This is a genomic window from Azospira sp. MPR-E4 (genome assembly GCF_058809645.1).
In genome coordinates, this window is the sequence record NZ_JBXAST010000005.1 from 50,902 (window position 1) to 73,845 (window position 22,944).

The following is a 22,944-nucleotide window of genomic DNA, read 5'->3' on the forward strand; positions in this document are numbered from 1 at the left end:
GTGTCCGGCGCCGGAAGGGGCGGACAGGTTGGAACGGGCCTATCCTAACGAAAAACCACGGGCATGGGAAGTTGCCGTAAACTTCGTCTCCCGGGAATCCGGCGCCACGGCCCGACTTCAGGCGAAGGCCGGTTGCGTCTGGCAATTCCCGATTCCGCATGCCGATATTATTTCGAGATTCCCATGGCCTACGTCGTCACTGAAAACTGCATCCGCTGCAAGTACACCGATTGCGTCGATGTCTGCCCCGTAGACTGCTTCCGCGAGGGGCCCAACTTCCTCGCCATCGACCCCCAGGAATGCATCGACTGCTCCCTGTGCGTGGCCGAGTGCCCGGCGGAGGCCATCTTCGCCGAGGACGACGTGCCCGTGGAACAGCGCCACATGATCGAACTCAACGCCGAGCTGGCCCGCCAGTGGCCGGCCATCACCCAGCGCCAGCCGGCGCCGGCGGATGCGGACGAGTGGAACGGCAAGCCGGACAAGCTCAAGCTGCTGCAACGCTGAGCCGGGTCCGCCTCGATGTCCGCCCTGCAAATCCTGCCCCTGCCCGCCGGTCCCGGTTTTCTGCCGGCCGTGGCCCAGGGCGTCCTGGCCCTGGGCGCCGAGCGCGGCCTGGGCCTCAACCTGGCGTCCCTGCACGTCTGCGTCCCGGGCCTGCCCCTGGCCTCCCTGCTGCGCCGGGAACTGGGCAGGGTGGCCGCCCAGCCCCTGCTGCTGCCGGTGTGCGACACCCTGGCCCGCTGGGCCGGGACCCAGGTGCTGCAGCCGGCCCCCCTGCCGGAGAGCGAGCGCCTGCTGCTGCTGCGGGCCGCCCTGGCCGAGCGCCGCTGGTTCGAGGAGGGCGCCCTGTGGGGCGTGGCCGGGGAGATGGCGGCCCTCTTCGACGAACTCACCGAGAATGCCCTGGCCCTGCCGGCGGACGAAGCCGCCTTCGTCGCCGAGCTGGAGGCGGCCTACGCCATCCGCCACAGCGTGCCCCTGGCCTTCGAGGCCCGGGTGGTGCATGAACTGTGGCGGGTCCTGGCCGGCCTGGGGCGGCCCGACGCCCCCGGCGCCTACGCCCTGCAACTGGCCCGCCTCGCCGAGGCCGCCGCGGCGCCTCTGGTGGCGGTGCTGGACGGTCCGCCGGAAACGGCCCTGAAGCCGGCGGAAAAGGCCTTCTACCAGCGCTACGCCGAGCGCCAGCCGGTGTTCCTCTACTACCCCATGCCGCGGCAGCAGGATGAAGCACCCCTGATGCGCACCCTGGCCGCCGCCTGGCCCCTGCCCGATCCGGCTCAGGAGATGGTGCCCCTGCTGGAACGGGCCCAGGCCCTGCCGGCCCGGGTGCCCGCCAGCCCCCTGGCCGAGGGCCTGCAGATACTCGCCGCCCGGGGCCGGGAACAGGAGGCCCGGGGCGCTGCCGCCCTGGTGCTGCAATGGCTGCAGGAGGGCAAGCGGCGCATCGCCCTGATCGCCCAGGACCGCCTGGTGGCGCGCCGGGTGCGGGCCCTGCTGGAGCGGCGCGAGGTGCTGGTGGCGGATGAGACCGGCTGGAAGCTGTCCACCTCCCGGGCCGGCGCTGTCCTCGACGGCCTCCTGGAGACCGTGGCCGGCGCCGCCTATTACAAGGACGTGCTGGACCTCTTGAAGTCCCCCTTCCTCTGCGACGACCTGCGGGACAACGCCCGCAAGGGTGCCGTCTTCGCCCTGGAGCAGGCGGTGCGCCGGGGCGGCGTCAAGGCCGGTCTGGCCGGCATGCGCCGGGTGCTGCAGGCCGTGGACCAGCCCACCGCCGCCCAGGAGCGGGCCCTGGCACTGCTCGATCGTCTGGAAGCGGCCCTCAAGCTGCTGGCCAGCCGCGATTCCACCCTGCCCGACTGGATCGCCCGCCTGGAGAAGGCGGTGGACGCCCTGGGCGCCCGCCAGCGCCTGCTCAAGGATGCCGCCGGGGCGGTGATTCTGGACCTGCTGGCCCAGCGCCGGGAGGAACTGGCGGAGAGCCGGGACCGCTTCCCCTTCCACGTCTTCCGCGACTGGCTCAACCGGGAGCTGGAAAGCGAAGTCTTCCGCGACCTCTCCATCGACAGTCCGGTGCTCATGACCCACCTGGCCGCCACCCGCCTGCGGCCCTTCGAGGCCGCGGTGTTGCTGGGCGGCGATGCGGGGCGCCTCAAGCCGGCCGAGCCGGCCGCCGCCTTCTTCAACCAGAGCGTGCGCCAGGAACTGGGCCTGCCCACCCGGGCCGTGGCCCAGGAGCGCCTGCGTGCCGACCTGGCCCTGCTCCTGGCCAGCGTGCCCCAGGTGGCGGTGACCTGGCAGGAGGAACGGAACGGGGAACCCCAGCTGCTGGCGCCGGAGCTGGACCGCCTCGCCGCCCTGCACCGCTTCGCCTGGGGGATCAGCCTGCAGGGCGCCGTGGCCGCCCTGGCCGATCCGCCGGAAGGCGACGAGGCCCGTCCCGGCCCCACCCGGCGGCCGGCGCCGGTGCTGGCGCCGGAGGCGGTGCCCCTCAAGTATTCGGTCAGCGCCTACACCGCCCTGGTGGGCTGCCCCTACCGCTTCTTCGCCCGCCACGTGCTGCGCCTCAACGAGCTGGACGAGGTCAGCGAGGAAATGGAAAAGCGGGACTACGGCCTGCTGGTGCACGAAGTGCTGGAACGTTTCCATAAACAATACCCGGTGCTGACCCCGGTGCCCGAGGCCGAAGCCCTGGCGGCCCTGCAGGCGCTCACCCGGGAGGTCTTCGCCCGGGCCCTGGCCGACAACTACCTGGCCCTGGGCTGGCGCCTGCGCTGGGAAAAGCGCCTCGCCGCCTATCTCGTCTGGCAGCGCCAGCGGGAGGCCGAGGGCTGGTACTGGCACGACGCCGAAACCAAGCAGAGTCGCCTCTTCCCCCTGGCCGACGGGGCCCAGGTGGAACTGCACGGCCGCATCGACCGCACCGATACCGGCCCCGACGGCTATTCCCTGCTCGACTACAAGACCCGCAGCCGCCAGGCCATCAAGTCCGGCCTGGAAGAGGACCTGCAGCTGGCCGCCTACGCCGCCCTGGTGGGCGAGGACGCGGAAGAGGCCGCCTACGTGGTGCTGGACGACGACAAGGTGGAAGCCCTCTCCGCCAGCGACGACCTGCAGGCCGACGCCCAGGCCCAGGCCGCGCGCCTGGTGCGGACGGTGCAGGCCATGCGGGCCGGCGCCTCCCTGCCGGCCCACGGCGTCGCCGCCCTGTGCACCTATTGCGAAATGTCCGGCCTGTGCCGCTACGAACACGTGGATGAAATGAACGACGGCGTAAATGCCAGTGCCCCGGGGGAGCCCCGCCATGACTGATCCCCGCCAACTGGTGCTGGACGCCCTGGACCCCCGCCGTTCGGTGGTGGTGGAAGCCTGCGCCGGCAGCGGCAAGACCTGGCTGCTGGCCTCCCGCTTCGTGCGCCTGCTGCTGGAGGGCGCCGCCCCCGGCGACATCCTGGCCATCACCTTCACCCGCAAGGCGGCCCGGGAAATCGAGGAGCGGGTCATGGGCTGGCTGCGGGACCTGGCGGCCATGCCCGATGTCGAGGCCACTGTTTTCCTCGCCGAGCGCGGCATGACGGCGGACGCCGGCCTGCTGCGCCGGGCCCGGGGCCTCTACGAGCGGGTGGCGGATGCCCAGCCGCCCCTTTCCGTGCATACCTTCCACGGCTGGTTCCTCCAGCTCATCGCCGCCGCGCCCCTGGTCTCCGGCCTGGCCGGCAGCAGCCTGGTGGAATCCACCGGGCGCCTGCTGGAAGAGCTGTGGCAGAACTTCGCCGCCGAACTGCAGGCCGATCCGGAAGGGGAGCTGGCCGGCCACTTCACCGCCCTGTTGCAGAGCGCCGGCCTGGACAGCACCCGCAGCCTGCTGATGCGCCTGGTGGCCCGCCGCGCCGAATGGCTGGCCTACACCGGCGGCCAGGAAGACGGCGTCGCCCACGCCCTGGAGCGGCTGCAACAGCTGCTCGGCGTCGGCGAAGCGGGGGAGGGCCTGGAGGCCTTCTTCACCCCGGGTTGGGAGGCCGACTACCACGCCTACCTGGGCTTTCTCGAACAGAGCGAGACCAAGACCGACCAGGGCCTGGCCGCCACCCTGCGCGGGGCCCTGCAGCCGGGGCAGGCGGCGGAGGCCGCTTTCGACATTCTCGGCAGCGTGGTCCTGACCCAGAGCGGCACCCTGCGCTCGCGCAAGCCTTCCGGCGCCCTCGACAAGCGCTTCGGCAGCGACGGCGCCGCCCGCTTCCTCGACCTGCACCAGCGTCTCGGTCAGTCTCTCCTGGCCACCCGGGAAGTGCTGCGGGCCGAGCAGATTCTCGAGTTCAACCGCCACGGCCTCAGCCTGGGCGCCGCCTTCCTCGAGCGCCTGGAAAAGCATAAGCAGGCCCGCCGCCTGATCGACTTCGTGGACGCGGAATGGCAGGTGCTGCAACTGCTGCAGGACGAGGGCCACGCCGCCTTCCTGCAGGCCCGCCTGGACGCCCGCTACAAGCACATCCTGCTGGACGAGTTCCAGGACACCAACCCCCTGCAATGGCAGATCCTCCTGGCCTGGCTCGATGCCTACACCCATGGCGACGGTGGCGAGGCGCCCTGCCTGTTCCTGGTGGGGGACCCCAAGCAGTCCATCTACCGTTTCCGCCAGGCCGAGCCCCGGCTTTTCGCCACGGCGGCGGATTTTCTCGAGCATAACTTCGGCGCCCGCCGCCTGGCCCAGGACGCCACCCGGCGCAATGCCCGGTCGGTGGTGGAGGTGGTCAATGCCCTCTTCAGCGTCGAGCCCGCCTTCACCGGCTTTCGCCCCCAGAGTTCCCTGGCCGGTGAGTTGCCGGGCCGGGTGGAGCTGCTGCCCCTGGTGAGCCTGGCGGAAGAGGAGGAGCAAGGCGCCGGCGCTGCCCTGCGCGATCCCCTCACCACCCCGGCGACGGAAGCCAGGGACCCGCGGCGGGACGAGGAGGCGGCCCGCCTGGCAGCACGTCTGCAGCAGTTGATGGCCACGCTGCGGGTCAAGGAAGGGGAGGGCGAACGCCCGGCCCGCTGGGGCGACGTCATGCTGCTGGTGCGCAAGCGCACCCAGCTGGCCGCCTACGAGCGGGCCCTCAAGGCCGCCGGCATCCCCTATCTGGCGGCCTCCCGGGGCGGCCTGCTGCAGACCCTGGAAGCCCGGGACATCGCCGCCCTGTTTGAATTCCTGGTACTACCCTCCGCCGACCTGGCCCTGGCCCAGGTGCTGCGCACGCCCCTCTTCGCCGTGGGCGACGACGACCTGCTGCAACTGGCCGCCGCCGGCCCCGGCCCCTGGTGGGAACGCCTCATGGGCCTGTGCAACCGGGGCGAAGCGCGGCCGCGCCTGGCCCGGGCCTTCGCCCTCCTGGACGGCTGGCTGAAGGCTGCCGACGTGCTGCCGGCCCACGATCTGCTGGACCGGGTCTTCCACCAGGGCGAGCTGCTGGCCCGCTACCGGGAAGCCGTGCCGGCGGCCCTCTGGCCCGGGGTGGAGGCCAATCTGCTGGCCCTGCTGCAACTGGCCCTGGACCTGGACGGCGGCCGCTACCCCAGCCTGCCCCGCTTCATCGACGAGCTGTCCCGCCTGCGCGATGCGGATGCCGACGAGGCGCCGGACGAAGGCATCGTCGAAGGTGACAGCAACGACGGCCAGGGCCGGGTACGCATCCTCACCATCCACGCCGCCAAGGGCCTGGAAGCGCCCGTCGTCTGGCTGCTCGACGCCAACGCCGAGGGCGGCGGTCCCGCCGACGCCTGGAGCCTGCTGGTGGATTGGCCGCCGCAAGCACCCCGGCCCGAGCATCTTTCCCTCTACGGCATCAAGGCCGACCGGGGCGCGGCCCGGGAGCCCCTGTTCGAGGGCGAGGCGAAGCTGGCGGAGCGGGAGGAGCTGAACCTGCTCTACGTCGCCGTCACCCGGGCCAAGCAGGTGTTCGTCGCCAGCGGCAGCGCGCCGAAGAAGGGCGACTCTCCCGAGAATAGTCCCTACCAGCGCCTGGCCCGGGCCCTGGCTGCCCTGGGGGCGACGGCGGACGAGGCCGGCACCCTGGCCTACGGCGATCTTTCCCTGGATGCCATGGCCGGGAGTCAGGCGGGAAGCCAGTCTTCGCCGGGTCTGCCTGAACAATGGCGTCCTGCGCCGTTCCTGGCGGTGGAGCCCGTGGGCGAGCGGCGCCTGGGGCCGGGGGAGGATGTCCTCTTTGGCATCCTCCTCCACGGCTGCCTCGAGCGCCTTACCGCCGGCCTCGCCCTGGAGCCGGACTGGTGGCGCAAGGTGGGCGGCGCCACGGCCAGCGAGACCGGCGGCGAGGAAGCCGAGGCCGCCGCCCGGCGTCTGATGGCCCGGCCCGAGCTGGCCTTCCTGCTCGACCCTTCCCTGGTGGCCCGCAACGAGGCCGAGATCAGCAACGCCGAAGGCCAGGTGAAGCGGGTCGATCGTCTGGTGGAAACGCCGGAGGCGGTGTGGGTGGTGGATTACAAGAGTTCCCGCGCCGACACCAAGCGCCTGGCCGAGTACCGCCGCCAGGTGGCGGAGTACCGGGAACTGCTGACCCCCCTCTATGGGCAGAAGCCCGTACGCGCCGCCCTGGTGTTCGGCGACGGCACCCTGCTGGAGGTGCAAGAAATGCTGTCCGATTTGGGGTAAACGCCACTTTCCCTATTGCAGGGGATGAACTAACATCCGATCACTAATCCGGGTCCGGCCCTCCCCAGGTGCCGGAGACAATGAGACAGCGACGACAGCGAACATAAGCGACAAGGGGAACAGACATGCATGTGCGGGATATTCTGGCGATCAAGGGAACGGTGCTGTTCACGGCCATGCCCCAGCAGACCCTGGACAACGCCGTGGCCGCCATGGCCGAAAACGACGTGGGCTCCCTGGTGGTCATGGGCGGCGGCAAGATGGTCGGCATGCTGACCTTCCGCGAAGTGCTGAAGGCGGTGCACCGGCACAAGGGCAACCTGGCCAGCGTCAAGGTCGAGGACGTGATGCTCTCCGCGCCCATCACGGCCAGCCCCGATATGGAAACCAACGAGCTGCGCCACCTGCTCATCGAAAACCACCAGCGCTACGTGCCGGTGATGGACGGCACCACCCTGATGGGCGTGCTCTCCTTCCTCGACGTGGCCAAGTCCGTGCTCGAGGAACAGAACTTCGAGAACAAGATGCTGAAGAACTACATCAAGAACTGGCCGGACGAGGAAGGCTCCGCCTGATCCGCCGCCGTAGCCTCCCATGCCAAGCTGCCCGCCGCGCCTTCCAGGTCCGGCGGGCAGCGGCGTTTACGGCCCGGGAAAAGCCCGGGAGGTGCTCCGGGGCGCAGCCCGAGGAGCCTGTGCCGGGGCTGGCGGCAGGGCCGTGGCGATGGCCGCCGGGGGCCGGGTGAGGCGATCAATCGGCAGGGCCTAGGGGATTTCCCCCGGGCCCCGGCTGTCCCACTACCAAGGGGGTGAAACTCGGGTTACAATGATTTCAAACGGTCGTTTGAACCGTCAATAAGAAAACCCACAAGACCCTTGGCCACTGCCATAGGAGGAGACCAAACCATGGAAAAGATCTGGCTGCGGAGTTACCCGCAAGGCGTGCCGGAGTTTATCGACGTCAACGAATTCAAGTCCCTGGGCCAGCTTTTCGAGCAGAGCTGTGCCCAGTACCGGGACCGGGTGGCCTACATCAATATGGGCGTGGGCATCACCTACGGCGAGCTGGACCGGCTCTCCCGGGACTTTGCCGCCTATCTGCAGGACGTGCTGAAGCTGCCCCAGGGCGCCCGCGTCGCCCTGATGATGCCCAACCTGCTGCAGTATCCGGTGTGCATGTTCGGCGCCCTGCGGGCCGGCTACGTGGTGGTGAACTGCAACCCCCTCTATACCCACCGGGAACTGGAACACCAGCTGAAGGATTCCGGCGCCGAGGCCATCGTCATCGTCGAGAACTTCGCCCACACCCTGGAGCAGGCCCTGCCCCTGGTGCCGGGCCTGAAGCACGTCATCGTCACCTCCCTCGGCGACATGCTGGGCCTGGTCAAGGGCACCGTGGTCAATCTGGTGGTGCGCCACGTGAAGAAGATGGTGCCGGCCTGGAAGCTGCCGCGCCACGTCAAGTTCAAGGCCGCCATGGCCCGGGGCAAGGGCGCCACCCTGCGTCCGGTGCAGGTGGGCCACGAGGACATCGCCTATCTGCAATACACCGGCGGCACCACCGGCGTGGCCAAGGGCGCCATGCTGCTCCACCGCAACATCATCGCCAACCTGCAGCAGGCCCACGCCTGGATCGAGCCTTTCCTGCACAAGGACCAGCAGCTCATCATCACCGCCCTGCCGCTGTACCACATCTTCTCCCTGACGGCGAACTGCCTGACCTTCCTCAAGATCGGCGCCACCAATGTGCTGATCACCAATCCCCGGGACATTCCGGGCTTCGTCAAGGAACTGGCCCAGTACAAGTTCACCGTCATCACCGGGGTGAACACCCTGTTCAACGCCCTGCTCAACAACCCGGACTTCGCCAAGCTGGATTTCTCGGCCCTGCGCGCGGCCCTGGGGGGCGGCATGGCGGTGCAGAAGTCCGTGGCCCAGAAGTGGCGCCAGGTCACCGGCAAGCCCCTGATCGAAGCCTACGGCCTGACCGAGACCTCGCCGGCGGCCACCATCAATCCCCTGGATCTGGGCGAATTCAACGGCGCCATCGGCCTGCCCATCTCCTCCACCGAGATCGTCATCCGCGACGACCTGGGCAACGACCTGCCGGTGGGCCAGGCCGGCGAAATCTGCATCCGCGGCCCCCAGGTGATGAAGGGTTACTGGCTGCGCCCGGATGAAACCGCCACGGTGTTCTACGCCGACGGCTTCCTGCGCACCGGCGACGTGGGCGTCATGGACGAGAAGGGCTTCGTGCGCATCGTGGACCGCAAGAAGGACATGATCCTGGTGTCCGGCTTCAATGTGTATCCCAACGAGGTGGAGGCCGTGGTGGCCATGCATCCGGCGGTCATGGAAGTGGCCGCGGTGGGTGTGCCGAGCGAGCATTCGGGCGAGGCGGTGAAGATTTTCGTGGTGCTCAAGGACAAGTCGGTGACCAAGGAGCAGCTCATCGCCCACTGCAAGGAGAACCTCACCGGCTACAAGGTGCCCCATCTGGTGGAGTTCCGCGACGACCTGCCCAAGACCAACGTGGGCAAGATCCTGCGCCGGGCGCTGAAGGAAGCGGCCTGATCCGCCGCACCTGGTTCCATGAAAAAGGCCCCGCATGCGGGGCCTTTTGTTTTGGCCTTGGCGCCGGGATCAGACCACGCCCTGGGCCAGCATGGCATCGGCCACCTTGACGAAGCCGGCGATGTTGGCGCCGGCCACGTAGTTGATGCTGCCCCGCTGGCCCCGGCCGCTGCCGTGGCCGACGCAGGCGGCGTGGATGGAGAGCATGATCTGCTTCAGGCGCTGGTCCACCTCGTCCCGGGTCCAGGACAGGCGCAGGGCGTTCTGGCTCATTTCCAGGCCGGAGACGGCGACCCCGCCTGCATTGGAGGCCTTGCCCGGGGCGTAGAGGATGCCGGCCTCGAGGAAGGCATGGACCGCTTCCAGGGTGGAGGGCATGTTGGCGCCCTCGGCGACGCAGCGCACGCCGTTCTGCAGCAGGGTGCGGGCGTCGTTGCCGTCCAGCTCGTTCTGGGTGGCGCAGGGCAGGGCCACGTCGCAGGGAATGGACCAGGGCCGCTGGCCCGGCAGGAAGGTGAGGCCGAACTGGCGGGCATAGTCCTCGACCCGGCCCCGCTGCACTTCCTTGATGTGGTGCAGGGCCGACCACTTCTCTTCGGTCATGCCGTCCGGGTCGTGCACGGTGCCGCCGGAGTCGGAAACGCTGATGACCTTGGCCCCCAGGCGCATGGCCTTCTGGGCGGCGAACTGGGCCACATTGCCGGAGCCGGAAACGGTGACGCGCAGGCCTTCCAGGCCCATGTTGCGGGTGGCCAGCATGTTCTCGACGAAGTAGATGGTGCCGTAGCCGGTGGCTTCGGGGCGGATCAGGCTGCCGCCGTAGTCCAGGCCCTTGCCGGTGAGGACGGAGGAAAACTCCCCTTCCAGCTTCTTGTACATGCCGAACATGTAGCCCACCTCCCGGCCGCCGACGCCGATGTCGCCGGCCGGTACGTCGATGTCGGCGCCGATGTGCTTGTGCAGTTCGGCCATGAAGGCTTGGCAGAAGCGCATCACCTCCAGGTCGCTCTTGCCCTTGGGGTCGAAGTCGGCGCCGCCCTTGCCGCCGCCCATGGGCAGGGTGGTGAGGGAGTTCTTGAACACCTGCTCAAAGGCCAGGAACTTGAGGATGGAGAGATTGACCGAGGGGTGAAAGCGGATGCCGCCCTTGTAGGGGCCGATGGCCGAACTCATCTGGATGCGGTAGCCCCGATTGACCTGGACCTGGCCGGCATCGTCCACCCAGGGCACGCGGAACATGATGGCCCGTTCCGGCTCGACGATGCGTTCCAGCAGGCCCAGGCGGCGGTAGCGGGAATTTTCCTGGAGGAAGGGCCACAGGGTTTCCAGGACCTCCTTCACGGCCTGGAGAAACTCCGGCTGTTGCGGGTCCCGGAGCTGCAGGCGGGCAAGAAAGGAATCCAGGGTGTCGTTCATGGCGTGCTTTCGGAAGATGAAAAAAACGCCGGGAATTATGCACCAATTTGGTGCACGTAGACGCCAGAAGCTCGGAATGCCCCTGGCCAGCAGGGCTCCGGGGTTTCCCTGTCGGGGCAAGGCAGCCGCCGTTTCCTGCCAGCGCTGCGACCTTCCGCCGCCGCCTCGTTTTAAGACGGATCATGTTATTTCCCCGGCCGGATGGGGAGCATAGGGGCCCCTAGAGAAACCGGAGTGAACACATGAACAAGAAACCCCTCGTGACCGTCCTTTGCCTGCTGGCCCTGGCGGCGCCCCTGTCATCCAGCCTGGCGGCGGACCACAGCCATCACCACCACGGCGCCGCCACGCCGACCCTGCAGCTCAACCAGGGCCAGAAGTGGGCCACCGATGCGCCCCTGCGGGACGGCATGAGCCGCATCCAGGCTGCCATGGAGCCCCGTCTGGCGGAAATCCACGGCAACCGCCTGAACCGGGCCGGCTACGCCAAGCTGGCGGCGGGTCTGGAGCGGGAGGTGGGCGGCATCGTTGCCGCCTGCAAACTGGCGCCGGAAGCCGACGCCATGCTGCATCTGGTACTGGCCGACCTGGGTGCTGGCATCGAGGCCATGGCCGGCAAGAGCAAGGGCGGCGATCCCCGCCGCGGCGCCGCCAAGGTGCTCGGCGCCCTGGAGGATTACGGCCGCTACTTCGACCACCCGGGCTGGAAGCCCATGGCCCACTGAGACGGGCGCTTCAGGCCTCGAGGCTGCGCAACAGTTCCCGGCCCCAGGGCCAGTCGCCGAGGCCGCTGTCGGCATTGATGTGGCCGCAGTAGCCCGCGTCCACGAAGCGGCTGCCCCACAGGGCGGCGCACTGGGCGGCGAAGATGAGGTGGCCGTAGGGATCGTCCCGGCTGGCCACCACCAGGCTGGGAAAGGGCAGGGCGCTGCGGGCCAGGGGCGAGAAACCCCTGGCCTCGGCCGGAAAGGCCGGCCCCTGGGGGTCGGGGGGCGCCACCAGCAGGGCGCCTTGTACCGGCAGGCGGCTTTCTTCCGCCCAGCGGCTCACCAGCAGGCAGCCCAGGCTGTGGGCCACCAGGATGGGCGGGCTGGGTGTCGCCGCCACGGCCGCTTCCAGGGCATGGCGCCAGTCTGTGTAATGGGGCGCCTCCCAGGATTGCTGCTCGACCCGGCGGAAACGGGGCTCGGCAGCCTGCCAGCGGCTCTGCCAATGGTCGGGCCCGGAGTTGCCGAAGCCGGGCACGATGAGGACGGGATGGGCATTGCTCATGAGCGTTTCCTGCCGTGCCCGGACAGCCGAACGCCCCGGCGGGCCGGGGCGTTCGGGAGCATCCGGGGTCAGACTTCCAGGTGCTGGTAGAGGGCGGTGGACAGGTAGCGTTCGCCGAAGGAGGGGATCACCACCACGGTCAGCTTGCCCTTGTTTTCCGGTTTCCTGGCGATTTCCAGGGCGGCCCATACCGCGGCGCCGGAGGAAATGCCCACCAGCAGGCCTTCTTCCGTGGCCAGGCGGCGGGCGGTGGCGAAGGCGTCGTCGTTCTTGACCCGCACCACGCCATCGTAAACCTGGGTGTTGAGCACGGCGGGCACGAAGCCGGCGCCGATGCCCTGGATGGGGTGGGGGCCCTTGGCGCCGCCGGAGAGCACCGGGGAGGCATCGGGCTCCACGGCGAAGACCTGGACGCCGGGTTTGCGGGCCTTCAGCACTTCGCCGACGCCGGTGACGGTGCCGCCGGTGCCGACGCCGGCGACGAAAATGTCCACCTGGCCGTCGGTGTCGGCCCAGATTTCCTCAGCGGTGGTGTTGCGATGCACTTCCGGGTTGGCCGGGTTCTCGAACTGCTGGGGAATGAAATAGCGGGAGTCGCTCTCGGCCAGCTCCTGGGCCTTCTTGATGGCACCGCCCATGCCTTCGGGGCCGGGGGTGAGGATCAGCTCGGCGCCGTAGGCCTTGAGCAGCAGCTTGCGCTCCCGGCTCATGGTTTCGGGCATGACGAAGGCGGCCTTGATGCCGCGGGCGGCACAGACCATGGCCAGGCCGATGCCGGTGTTGCCGGAGGTGGGTTCCAGGACGATGGTGTCGGGCTTGATCTTGCCGGCGGCCTGGGCCGCGTCGATCATGGCCACGGCGATCCGGTCCTTGACGCTGTGGGCCGGGTTGAAATATTCCAGCTTCAGGGTCACGGTGCCCTCGATGCCGGCAGCGACGCGGTTGAGTTGGACCAGGGGGGTCTTGCCCACCAGCTGGGTCACATCCTTGGCGATTTTCATGGAATTTCCTTTGGGCGGTATGCGGAGAATGGCGCCAATCTAAACCATGGCGCCCGGCGAACAAAGATCAGGTGGGACTAAAGAGATAACGTCTGGTTATTTCGACCGCCCCGGCACCTCCGGGTTTTGATGCAGGTGAAAGACAAGCCGCGAGGGGGTGGTAGATGCTACGCTGCATCCAACGAAATTCCCGGACCTCGCTCAAACCATGCGCCCACGCCAGTTCCCCGCTTTTCCCTCCTGCGTCGCCGGAGACCGTGCCATACCCTATGCCCTCCGCTCCCTGATCGGCCTTTGCATCGGCGTCGTCTTCAGCCTGTTCCTTTCCGTCTTCCTGGCGCCCCATGCCCACGCCCAGAGCCTGTCGCCGGACCAGCCGGTGCACGACGTGGCCCGCCTGGGCACGGCCGCCGAGATGCAGGCCCTGCTCAAGCGCCAGCCTAGCCTCAAGGACGCCCGCACCGACATGGGCTCCACCCCCCTGCACCTGGCCGCCACCAATCCGGACAGCGGCGTGGTCAAGGCCCTGCTGGCCGCCGGCGCCGACGTCAATGCCCGGGACGGGGAGGGCGCCACGCCCCTGCACCTGGCGGCCTACGCCGACAAGTCGGCCAACGCCACCCTGCTGCTGCAGGCCGGCGCCGACGTCAATGCGGTGACCAGCAACGGCCGCACAGTCACCAGCATGGGCCGCAAGACCATGGCCAACGAGGCGGTGGGCATCATTTCCCTGTGGATGCTCAAGGGCTGCAAGCCGGGGAAAGCCGGATGCTGAACCGCCGCCTGCTGCTGTGCCTGGCCCTGCTGGCCCCGGCCCTGCCCCTGCATGCCCAGGAGGGCGGGGCACCGGTGATCGAGATTTTCCACGAATCCGCCTGCCGTCCCTGCGGTGAATGGGAAGCCCAGTTGCGCGCCAACGGCTTTACCGTGCGCCGCAACGAAGTGGTGAGCGTGGCCTCCACCCGCCGCTGGCTGGCGGTGCCGGAGAATTTCGCCTCCTTCGTCACTGCCCGCACCGGCGGCTACATCATCGAGGGGCCGGTGCCGCCGGCCCTGATCCGCCAGCTGCTCAAGGAAAAGCCCGTGGCCCTGGGTCTGGCCCGGGCCGGCACGCCGGCGCCCGCCGGCCAGACCGAGCTGATGTTCTGGGGCGGCCGTTCCGCCCCCTTCCCGGCGGCGCCCTGAGCCGCCGTTCCCGGGCCGGCGGTGGCCGGGCGGCGCCTTCTTGAGGTAGGCTGCGCCTTTTTTGCGACCTGGCAGCTTCCGTGATTTCCTATCAGCCTCCCCCCGATGCAGGCCTCGACCTGCTCTACGAAGACGGCGCCCTGGTGGTGGTCAACAAGCCGGCCGGCCTGCTTTCCGTGCCCGGCCGCGGCGAGGACAAGGCGGACTGCCTGGTGTCCCGGGTGCAGGCGGTCTTTGCCGACGCCATGATCGCCCACCGGCTGGACATGGACACTTCCGGCCTGCTGGTGCTGGCCCGGGGGCCGGCCATGCAGAAAAAGCTGTTCGAGATGTTCCGCGAGCGCAAGGTGAGCAAGCGCTACCAGGCGGTGGTGGCCGGCGTGCTGCAGGACAAGGAAGGGGAGGTGGATCTGCCCCTGATCGTGGACTGGCCCAACCGGCCCCGGCAGAAAGTGGATTTCCAGGAGGGCAAGCCTTCCCTGACCCGTTTCCGCCGCCTGGCCGCCGATGCCGCCGGGGACTGTTCCCGGGTGGAGCTGGAGCCGGTGACCGGCCGCACTCACCAGCTGCGGGTACACATGGCGGCCATCGGCCATCCCATCCTGGGGGACGAGTTGTATGCCGGGCCGGCCCAGGCGCGGGCCGAACGTCTGCTGCTGCACGCCTCCCGCCTCGAATTCCGCCATCCCATCACCGACGAGGCCATCCGCTTCGAGTCGCCGCCGCCCTTCTGAAACCGGCGTCTTCCACGCCTCGGCCGTCCTTGCCGGGGAGGGCGCCGGGCGGGCCTGTGATAAACTCCGAAACCTTTCCAGCACAAGGTTTCTGCGCCCATGTCCGGCAATACTATCGGCACCCTGTTCACGGTCACTTCCTTCGGCGAATCCCACGGCCCGGCCATCGGCTGCGTCGTCGATGGCTGCCCTCCCGGGCTGGAGCTGACTGAGGCCGACATCCAGGCCGAACTGGACCGGCGCAAGCCCGGCACCTCCCGCCACGTCACCCAGCGGCGGGAGCCGGATACGGTGGAGATTCTTTCCGGCGTCTTCGAGGGCAAGACCACCGGCACGCCCATCGGCCTCCTGATCCGCAACCAGGACCAGCGCAGCAAGGACTACGGCAACATCGCCAGCACCTTCCGTCCCGGCCATGCCGATTACGGCTACACCCAGAAGTACGGCTTCCGCGACTACCGCGGCGGCGGTCGTTCCTCCGCCCGGGAAACCGCGGTGCGCGTGGCCGCCGGCGCCATTGCCCGCAAGTGGCTGCAGCAGCGCTACGGCATCAGCATCCGGGGCTGGATGAGCCAGCTGGGTCCCATCGAGATTCCCTTCGTGGACGCCGCCGCCATCGACGGCAATGCCTTCTTCGCCCCCAACGCCGCCATCGTGCCGGAGCTGGAGGCCTACATGGACGCCCTGCGCAAGTCCCTGGATTCGGTCGGCGCCAAGATCACCGTCACCGCCACCGGTGTGCCGCCGGGCTGGGGCGAGCCGGTCTATGACCGCCTGGATGCGGAAATCGCCTACGCCATGATGGGCATCAACGCCGTCAAGGGCGTGGAGATCGGCGCCGGTTTCGCCAGCATCGCCCAGAAGGGCAGCGAGCACGGCGACGAGATGACTCCGGCGGGCTTCCTCTCCAACCACGCCGGCGGCGTCCTCGGCGGCATTTCCACGGGCCAGGACATCGTGGTAAACATGGCCATCAAGCCCACTTCTTCCATCGCCCAGCCGCGCCGTTCGGTGGATGTGCAGGGCAATGCGGTGGAAGTGGCCACCGAAGGCCGCCACGACCCCTGCGTCGGCATCCGCGCCACACCCATCGCCGAGGCCATGCTGGCCCTGGTACTGATGGACCATGCCCTGCGCCACCGCGCCCAGTGCGGCGATGTGGTCTGCGCCACGCCCCGCCTGCCGGCCGCTCCCGGCCGCGGCTGATCGGTCCCTTGTCAGGCCCCGCGGCGAAGGCATGAGCCCGGGGCCGTGCATCCGGTAAAATCGCCGGATGCACCCATCCCTGCCGTACTGGCGCCTCTCCGGCTACTACTTCTTCCATTTCGCCTTCGTCGGCGTCTTCCAGCCCTATTTCGGGCTATATCTCCAGTCCCTGAGCCTTTCCTCCTGGGAAATCGGCCTGATCCTGAGCCAGATGGCCCTCATGCGCCTGTGCTCCCCTGCCGTCTGGGGCTGGCTGGCGGACCACCTGCACGTGCGCATTCCCCTGGTGCGGCTGGCGGCCGGGGTCAGCGTGGTGGTCTTCAACCTGTTCTTCTTCGCCCAGACCCTGGTGCCCCTGCTCGGCGCCATGGCCCTGCTGGCCTTCTTCTGGTCAGCGGCCCTGCCCCTCATGGAAACCGTGGTCTTCGACCATCTCCACGCCGAACCGGCCCGCTACAGCCGGGTGCGCATCTGGGGCTCCATCGGCTACATCGTCACCGTGCTGGCCACCGGCGCCCTGCTCGATTACCTGCCGCCGGCCAGTGTGCTGTGGATGTCCTTCGCCCTCATGGGCGGCATCCTGGCCTTCGCCCTGCTGGTGCCGGAGAGCCCGACGCCGCCCCAGCACGTGGCGACGCCGCCCGTATCCACCATCCTGGCCCAGCCCCGGGTGCGGGCCCTGCTGGGGGCCTGTTTTCTCATGTCGGCGGCCCATGGCGCCCTCTACCTGTTCTATTCCATCTACCTGGCCGACCACGGCTACAGCAAGACCCTGGTGGGCAGCCTGTGGTTTCTCGGTGTGATCGCCGAGATCGGCGTCTTTTTCTTCATGGCCCGCCTGCTGCGCCGCTTCTCCCTGCGCCAGGTGCTGCTGGCCAGTTTTGCCGCCGCCGTGCTGCGTTTCCTGCTCATCGGCTGGGGCGTGGATTCCCTGCCGGTCCTGCTCGGCGCCCAGCTGTTGCACGGCCTCACCTTCGGCGCCTACCATGCGGCGGCCATCGCCGCCATCAACCGCTGGTTTCCGGGGCGCTGCCAGGCCCGCGGGCAGGCCCTCTATTCCAGTCTCTCCTTCGGCGCCGGCGGCCTCCTCGGCGGCCTGGTCAGCGGCTGGACCTGGGACGGCCTGGGCAATGCCGCCACCTTCGGCATCGGCGCCCTGTTTGCCGTCTGCGGCCTGGTCCTGGTGGCCGGCTGGGTGCGGGACGAGTCAGCCCCGGCGGCCCCGGTGCGTTGAGTATTCACTTTCTTCCGGATTGATTGCGCCATGAACCTGCGTCCCTGGCTTCTTGCCTCCGCCGTCCTCCTCTTTACCGCCTGCCAGACGGTGCCCCTGACCGGGCGCAGCCAGCTGCTGCTGCTCGGCGAAGGGGAGGAGGTGCGGATGGGGTTGCGTTCCTACGAGGACATTCTGAAAAAGGAAAAGATTTCCGACGATCCGGCCCTCAATGCCCAGCTGCAGCGGGTGGGCAAGCGCATTGCCGCTGCCACGGGCAAGAACTACCAGTGGGAATTCAAGGTGGTGGAGAACGACAAGGCCATCAATGCCTTCTGCCTGCCCGGCGGCAAGGTGGCCGTCTATACGGGCATCCTGCCCCTGACCCGGGACGATGCGGGCCTGGCGGCGGTGGTCGGCCACGAGGTGGCCCACGCCATTGCCCGCCACGGGGGCGAACGCATGAGCCAGCAGATGCTGGTGGCCGGGCTGACGGCTGCGGTGGTGGTTTCCGCCAGCGACTCGCGCAAGGCCAATATGTACGCCGGCCTGCTCGGCGCCGGGGCGGCGGTGGGCTACCTGCTGCCCTATTCGCGCCTGCAGGAATCGGAGGCGGACCGCATGGGCCTGATCTACATGGCCAAGGCCGGCTACGACCCCCATGCGGCCCTGGCCCTGTGGCAGCGCATGGCCGAGGAGAGCAAGCGGGAAGGCAAGCCGCCTGAGTTTCTTTCCACCCACCCGGCGGACAGCACCCGCATCCGCCAGATCCAGCAGTGGCTGCCCGAGGCCATGGGCTACTACGTGCCCCGCAGCGAAGCGGCCCCGGAGGCCGCGTCCGGAGCGGAGCGGGAAAAGGCGGGAGAGCCGGCGAAGGATGCCGCCAGGGAAGGCGCCGAGAAACCGGCAAAACGACGGAAATGAGACAGGGGTTTCCAGTCCCCCAGGCCCCGGGCGGCCCTGAAAACGCCTTTTTGCGATAAAATTTCCACCCTTTTCCCAAGGCCGGAACAAAAATGCCGCAAACCCTCTACGACAAGCTCTGGCAGAACCATGTGGTACATGAAGAAGCCGATGGCACTGCGCTGATTTACATTGACCGCCACCTGGTCCATGAAGTGACCAGCCCCCAGGCTTTCGAGGGTCTGAAGCTGGCCGGCCGCAAGCCCTGGCGCGTCTCCTCCATCGTCGCCACCGCCGACCACAATACCCCCACGGACCACTGGGAAGAGGGCATCAAGGACCCCATTTCCCGCCAGCAGGTGGAAACCCTGGACGCCAACATCCGTGAAGTGGGCGCTCTCGCCTACTGGCCCTTCAAGGACATGCGGCAGGGCATCGTGCATGTGGTGGGCCCGGAAAACGGCGCCACCCTGCCCGGCATGACCGTGGTCTGCGGCGACTCCCACACCTCCACCCACGGCGCCTTCGCCTGCATGGCCCACGGCATCGGCACCTCCGAGGTGGAGCACGTGATGGCCACCCAGTGCCTGATCCAGAAGAAGTCCAAGTCCATGCTGATCCGCGTCGAGGGCAAGCTGGGCAAGGGCGTCACCGGCAAGGACGTGGCCCTGGCCATCATCGGCAAGATCGGCACCGCCGGCGGTACCGGCTATGCCATCGAATTCGGCGGCTCCGCCATCCGCGGTCTCTCCATGGAAGGCCGCATGACCCTGTGCAACATGGCCATCGAGGCCGGCGCCCGCATGGGTTTCGTGGCGGTGGACGACACCACCATCAATTACCTGAAGGACCGCCCCTTCTCGCCCAAGGGCGAGACCTGGGACAAGGCGGTGGCCTACTGGCGCACCCTGAAGTCCGACGAAGGCGCCTGCTTCGACTGCACCGTCGATCTGAAGGCCGAGGAAATCCAGCCCCAGGTGACCTGGGGTACCTCCCCCGAAATGGTGGTGCCCATCGGCGCCACCGTGCCGGACCCGGCCAAGGAAGCCGACCCGGTGAAGCGCGAAGGCATGGAGCGGGCCTTGCAGTACATGGGCCTGACGCCCAATCTGGAAATCAAGAAGATCGCCATCGACAAGGTCTTCATCGGTTCCTGTACCAATTCCCGCATCGAGGACCTGCGCGAAGCCGCCGCCGTGGTGCGGGGCCGGCAGAAGGCTGCCAACGTCAAGCTGGCCCTGGTGGTGCCGGGCTCCGGTCTGGTCAAGCGCCAGGCCGAGGCCGAAGGCCTGGACAAGATTTTCGTTGCCGCCGGCTTCGAGTGGCGCGAGCCGGGCTGCTCCATGTGCCTGGCCATGAATGCCGACCGGCTGGAGCCGGGCGAGCGTTGCGCCTCCACCTCCAATCGCAATTTCGAAGGCCGTCAGGGCCCCGGTGGCCGTACCCACCTGGTGAGTCCGGCCATGGCCGCGGCCGCCGGCATCGCCGGTCATTTCGCCGATGTGCGTGACATTCTCTGAAGACCGAGGAGATTAGAGCCATGAAGAAACTGACCCTGATTCTCGCAGCCCTGGCTTTTCTGTCCGCCGGCTGCAACACCGTGCGCGGTATCGGCCAGGACATCGAAAAGGGTGGCGAGGCCATCCAGAAGGCGACCAAATAATGCAGGCATTCACCAAACTCGACGGCCTGGTGGCCCCCCTCGACCGTAACAACGTCGATACCGACGCCATCATCCCCAAGCAGTTCCTCAAGTCCATCAAGCGTTCCGGCTTCGGTCCCAACGCCTTCGACGAGTGGCGCTACATGGATCACGGCGAGCCGGGCATGGACAACTCCAAGCGGCCCCTGAATCCGAACTTCGTGCTCAACCAGCAGCGCTACCAGGGCGCCTCCGTGCTGCTGACCCGCAGCAACTTCGGCTGCGGCTCCTCCCGCGAGCACGCCCCCTGGGCCCTGCTGGACTACGGCTTCCGCGTGGTCATCGCCGAATCCTTCGCCGACATCTTCTTCAACAACTGCTTCAAGAACGGCATCCTGCCCATCGTCCTGCCCAAGGCCGAGATCGATGCCCTGTTCGGCCTCACCGAATACACCCCGGGCTTCAAGCTGGTGGTGGATCTGGAGCAGCAGAAGGTGGTGCGCCCCGATGGTCACGCCATTCCCTTCGAAGTGGATGCCTTCCGTCGCGAATGCCTGCTCAACGGCTGGGACGACATCGGCCTGACCCTGCGCCATGCCGACAAGATCAAGGCCTTCGAGGAGCGCCGCCGGGCCGAACAGCCCTGGCTGTTTTCCTGATCTAATTTTTGCCACAGAGGACACAGAGTTCACAGAGAAAGGCAGCGGATTTGGCCTGTTAACGCAGGTGTCCGTGGCACCGCGAGGTTTCAACCTCTGTGTTCTCTGTGCCCTCTGTGGCCAAGTCCTTTAAGGTTCTCAAAATGAAAATTTGCGTTCTCCCCGGTGACGGCATCGGTCCCGAAATCATGGCGGAAGCCGTGCGCGTGCTGGAAGCCCTGAACCTGGGTTTCGAGATGGAAACCGCCCTGCTCGGCGGCTGCGCCGTGGACACCACCGGCAATCCCTATCCGGAAGCCACCCAGAAACTGGCCCAGGCCGCCGATGCCGTGCTGCTGGGCGCCGTGGGTGGTCCCCAGTGGGACACCCTGCCCCGGGAACAGCGCCCTGAGCGTGGCCTGCTGGGCATCCGCAAGCAACTCAACCTGTTTGCCAACCTGCGCCCCGCCATCCTCTATCCGGAACTGGCCAATGCCTCCACCCTGAAGCCCGAAGTGGTGGCCGGCCTGGACATCCTCATCGTGCGCGAACTGACCGGCGACATCTACTTCGGCCAGCCCCGCGGCATCGAGGAGCGCGAGATCGACGGCCAGAAGCAGCGCTTCGGCTTCAACACCATGCACTACAGCGAATCCGAAATCCGCCGCATCCTGCGCGTGGCCTTCGAGGCTGCCCGCAAGCGCAACAAGAAGCTGTGCTCGGTGGACAAGATGAACGTGCTGGAAACCACCCAGCTGTGGCGCGACATCGCCAACGAACTGGCCCCCGAATACCCGGATGTGGAACTTTCCCACATGCTGGTGGATAACGCCGCCATGCAGCTGGTACGCAATCCCAAGCAGTTCGACGTGATGGTCACCGGCAACATGTTTGGCGACATCCTCTCCGACGAAGCCTCCATGCTCACCGGCTCCATCGGCATGCTGCCCTCCGCCTCCCTGGACGCCAACAACAAGGGCCTCTACGAGCCCTCCCACGGTTCCGCCCCGGACATCGCCGGCAAGGGCGTGGCCAATCCCCTGGCCACCATCCTCTCCGCTGCCATGATGCTGCGCTACACCTTCAATATGGAAGAAGCCGCCGTGAAGGTGGAAAACGCCGTGAAGAAGGTGCTGGCCCAGGGTTATCGCACCGGCGACATCTACGAGCCGGGTACCACCAAGGTGGGCACCAGGCAGATGGGCGACGCGGTCCTGGCCGCCCTGTAATCCCAGGCAAAACCTTGATAGCGGCGGGGTGGTAAACCTCGCCGCCTGTGATACCGTTACATATTCATTAAGTTCTTACCCAAGGAAGCAGTGATGAAGCGAGTTGGTCTGGTTGGTTGGCGCGGTATGGTCGGTTCCGTCCTCATGCAGCGCATGGTGGAAGAGGGTGATTTTGCCCATATCGAACCGGTGTATTTCTCCACTTCCAACGCCGGCGGCAAGGCCCCGGTGTTCGGTGGTAAGGAGGCGGCTGCTCCCCTGCAGGACGCCATGTCCGTGGATGCCCTGAAGACCTGCGACATCATCATCACCTGCCAGGGTGGCGACTACACCAAGGAAGTCTTCCCCAAGCTGCGCGCTGCCGGCTGGAACGGCCACTGGATCGACGCCGCCTCCGCCCTGCGCATGGCCGACGACGCCGTGATCATCCTTGACCCGGTGAACAAGAACGTCATCCAGGATTCCCTGGCTAAGGGCGGCAAGAACTGGATCGGCGGCAACTGTACCGTTTCTCTGATGCTGATGGGCCTGGGCGGCCTGTTCCAGAACGACCTGATCGAGTGGGCCACCTCCATGACCTACCAGGCCGCGTCCGGCGCCGGCGCCCAGAATATGCGCGAGCTGATCGCCCAGATGGGGACCATCCACGCTTCCGTGGCCGACCTGCTGGCCGACCCGTCTTCCGCCATCCTGGAAATCGACCGCAAGGTGGCCGAAACCATCCGTTCCGACGCCTTCCCCAAGAAGAACTTCCGCAATACTCCCCTGGCCGGCAGCCTGATCCCCTGGATCGACGTACCCGTGGACAACGGCCAGTCCAAGGAAGAGTGGAAGGGCGGTGCCGAATGCAACAAGATCCTGGGCAAGCCCGCTTTCCGTAGCCAGGGCTCCATTCCCATCGATGGCCTCTGCGTGCGTATCGGCGCCATGCGCTGCCACTCCCAGGCCCTCACCATCAAGCTGAAGAAGGATGTGCCCCTGGACGAGATCAGCGACATGCTGGCCAAGGCCAACCAGTGGGCCAAGGTGGTGCCCAACGAGCGCGAGATTTCCGAGCGTGAGCTGACCCCAGCCGCCGTCACCGGCACCCTGACCGTGCCCGTCGGCCGTCTGCACAAGATGGCCATGGGTCCCGAGTACCTGGCCGCCTTCACCTGCGGTGACCAGTTGCTGTGGGGCGCTGCCGAACCCCTGCGCCGCATGCTGCGCATTCTGCTCGAAGCCTGATCCGGCCGGGAGCCAATACCAGAACCGGGGCCGAGAGCCCCGGTTTTGTTATACAA

20 protein-coding genes are annotated in these 22,944 nt (G+C 67.7%); 17 read left to right on the plus strand and 3 right to left on the minus strand.

Annotated features, from left to right (window positions below; translation table 11 throughout):
• Positions 1-183 precede the first annotated feature (183 nt).
• The 5 genes from fdxA to AC1RTA_RS02925 all read left to right on the plus strand — a co-directional run bounded on the left by fdxA (position 184) and on the right by AC1RTA_RS02925 (position 9,222).
• A complete protein-coding gene (fdxA, locus tag AC1RTA_RS02905; protein WP_014238228.1) occupies positions 184-507 on the plus strand; it encodes a ferredoxin FdxA in 324 nt (107 codons plus the stop codon).
• A 15-nt stretch (positions 508-522) separates the two neighbouring features.
• Positions 523-3,315 (plus strand): PD-(D/E)XK nuclease family protein, encoded by a 2,793-nt coding sequence (locus tag AC1RTA_RS02910; RefSeq protein WP_492783902.1) that lies wholly within the window; start codon positions 523-525, stop codon positions 3,313-3,315.
• Entirely contained in the window at positions 3,308-6,649 is a 3,342-nt protein-coding gene (locus AC1RTA_RS02915) for a UvrD-helicase domain-containing protein (protein ID WP_492783903.1), read from the plus strand. Before AC1RTA_RS02910 ends, AC1RTA_RS02915 begins: the two co-directional genes overlap by 8 nt.
• A gap of 125 nt (positions 6,650-6,774) precedes the next feature.
• Positions 6,775-7,224, plus strand: a complete 450-nt coding sequence (locus tag AC1RTA_RS02920; RefSeq protein ID WP_014238225.1) for a CBS domain-containing protein — start codon at positions 6,775-6,777, stop codon at positions 7,222-7,224.
• 330 nt (positions 7,225-7,554) lie between these two features.
• Positions 7,555-9,222: a long-chain-fatty-acid--CoA ligase gene (locus tag AC1RTA_RS02925; RefSeq protein WP_492783904.1), complete on the plus strand. Its 1,668-nt coding sequence runs from the start codon at positions 7,555-7,557 to the stop codon at positions 9,220-9,222.
• A gap of 69 nt (positions 9,223-9,291) precedes the next feature.
• On the opposite strand, the gene gdhA is transcribed toward AC1RTA_RS02925, so the two are convergent.
• Positions 9,292-10,638, minus strand: coding sequence for an NADP-specific glutamate dehydrogenase (gene gdhA, locus AC1RTA_RS02930; protein ID WP_492783905.1), 1,347 nt, complete (start codon positions 10,636-10,638; stop codon positions 9,292-9,294).
• A gap of 242 nt (positions 10,639-10,880) precedes the next feature.
• Here gdhA and AC1RTA_RS02935 point away from each other — a divergent pair, with 242 nt between their 5' ends.
• Entirely contained in the window at positions 10,881-11,363 is a 483-nt protein-coding gene (locus AC1RTA_RS02935; RefSeq protein ID WP_014238222.1) for a hypothetical protein, read from the plus strand.
• A 10-nt stretch (positions 11,364-11,373) separates the two neighbouring features.
• Here AC1RTA_RS02935 and AC1RTA_RS02940 read toward each other — a convergent pair whose 3' ends face one another.
• Both AC1RTA_RS02940 and cysK read right to left on the minus strand, forming a co-directional pair.
• Positions 11,374-11,910, minus strand: coding sequence for an RBBP9/YdeN family alpha/beta hydrolase (locus AC1RTA_RS02940; RefSeq protein WP_492783906.1), 537 nt, complete (start codon positions 11,908-11,910; stop codon positions 11,374-11,376).
• A gap of 68 nt (positions 11,911-11,978) precedes the next feature.
• Positions 11,979-12,911 (minus strand): cysteine synthase A, encoded by a 933-nt coding sequence (cysK, locus tag AC1RTA_RS02945; protein WP_492783907.1) that lies wholly within the window; start codon positions 12,909-12,911, stop codon positions 11,979-11,981.
• A gap of 208 nt (positions 12,912-13,119) precedes the next feature.
• Between cysK and AC1RTA_RS02950 the strand changes: the two genes are divergently transcribed.
• The 11 genes from AC1RTA_RS02950 to asd all read left to right on the plus strand — a co-directional run bounded on the left by AC1RTA_RS02950 (position 13,120) and on the right by asd (position 22,888).
• Entirely contained in the window at positions 13,120-13,686 is a 567-nt protein-coding gene (locus AC1RTA_RS02950) for an ankyrin repeat domain-containing protein (protein WP_492783908.1), read from the plus strand.
• Entirely contained in the window at positions 13,680-14,096 is a 417-nt protein-coding gene (locus AC1RTA_RS02955) for a DUF411 domain-containing protein (RefSeq protein WP_152088869.1), read from the plus strand. The genes AC1RTA_RS02950 and AC1RTA_RS02955 overlap by 7 nt, the downstream gene beginning before the upstream one ends.
• An 80-nt stretch (positions 14,097-14,176) precedes the next feature.
• Positions 14,177-14,830, plus strand: a complete 654-nt coding sequence (locus AC1RTA_RS02960) for an RluA family pseudouridine synthase (protein WP_492783909.1) — start codon at positions 14,177-14,179, stop codon at positions 14,828-14,830.
• Positions 14,831-14,929: 99 nt separating this feature from the next.
• The gene (gene aroC, locus AC1RTA_RS02965; RefSeq protein WP_492783910.1) at positions 14,930-16,036 is read left to right on the plus strand and encodes a chorismate synthase; all 1,107 of its coding nucleotides are present in this window, start codon (positions 14,930-14,932) and stop codon (positions 16,034-16,036) included.
• 67 nt (positions 16,037-16,103) lie between these two features.
• Complete coding sequence (locus AC1RTA_RS02970; RefSeq protein ID WP_205229940.1) at positions 16,104-17,270, plus strand: MFS transporter; 1,167 nt, start codon at positions 16,104-16,106, stop codon at positions 17,268-17,270.
• A 30-nt stretch (positions 17,271-17,300) separates the two neighbouring features.
• Entirely contained in the window at positions 17,301-18,173 is an 873-nt protein-coding gene (locus AC1RTA_RS02975) for a M48 family metallopeptidase (RefSeq protein ID WP_492783441.1), read from the plus strand.
• Positions 18,174-18,265: 92 nt separating this feature from the next.
• The gene (gene leuC / locus AC1RTA_RS02980) at positions 18,266-19,672 is read left to right on the plus strand and encodes a 3-isopropylmalate dehydratase large subunit (RefSeq protein WP_130458845.1); all 1,407 of its coding nucleotides are present in this window, start codon (positions 18,266-18,268) and stop codon (positions 19,670-19,672) included.
• A 20-nt stretch (positions 19,673-19,692) separates the two neighbouring features.
• Positions 19,693-19,815, plus strand: coding sequence for an entericidin A/B family lipoprotein (locus AC1RTA_RS02985; protein ID WP_014238212.1), 123 nt, complete (start codon positions 19,693-19,695; stop codon positions 19,813-19,815).
• Positions 19,815-20,453 carry a 3-isopropylmalate dehydratase small subunit gene (leuD, locus tag AC1RTA_RS02990; RefSeq protein ID WP_109040228.1) on the plus strand — a complete coding sequence of 213 codons (639 nt, stop codon included), beginning with the start codon at positions 19,815-19,817 and terminating at the stop codon, positions 20,451-20,453. The genes AC1RTA_RS02985 and leuD overlap by 1 nt, the downstream gene beginning before the upstream one ends.
• Positions 20,454-20,596: 143 nt before the next feature.
• On the plus strand, positions 20,597-21,661 hold the full coding sequence (leuB, locus tag AC1RTA_RS02995) for a 3-isopropylmalate dehydrogenase (protein ID WP_492783911.1): 1,065 nt from the start codon (positions 20,597-20,599) through the stop codon (positions 21,659-21,661).
• Between the two features lie 93 nt (positions 21,662-21,754).
• Complete coding sequence (gene asd, locus AC1RTA_RS03000) at positions 21,755-22,888, plus strand: aspartate-semialdehyde dehydrogenase (protein ID WP_492783912.1); 1,134 nt, start codon at positions 21,755-21,757, stop codon at positions 22,886-22,888.
• Positions 22,889-22,944: the final 56 nt, after the last annotated feature.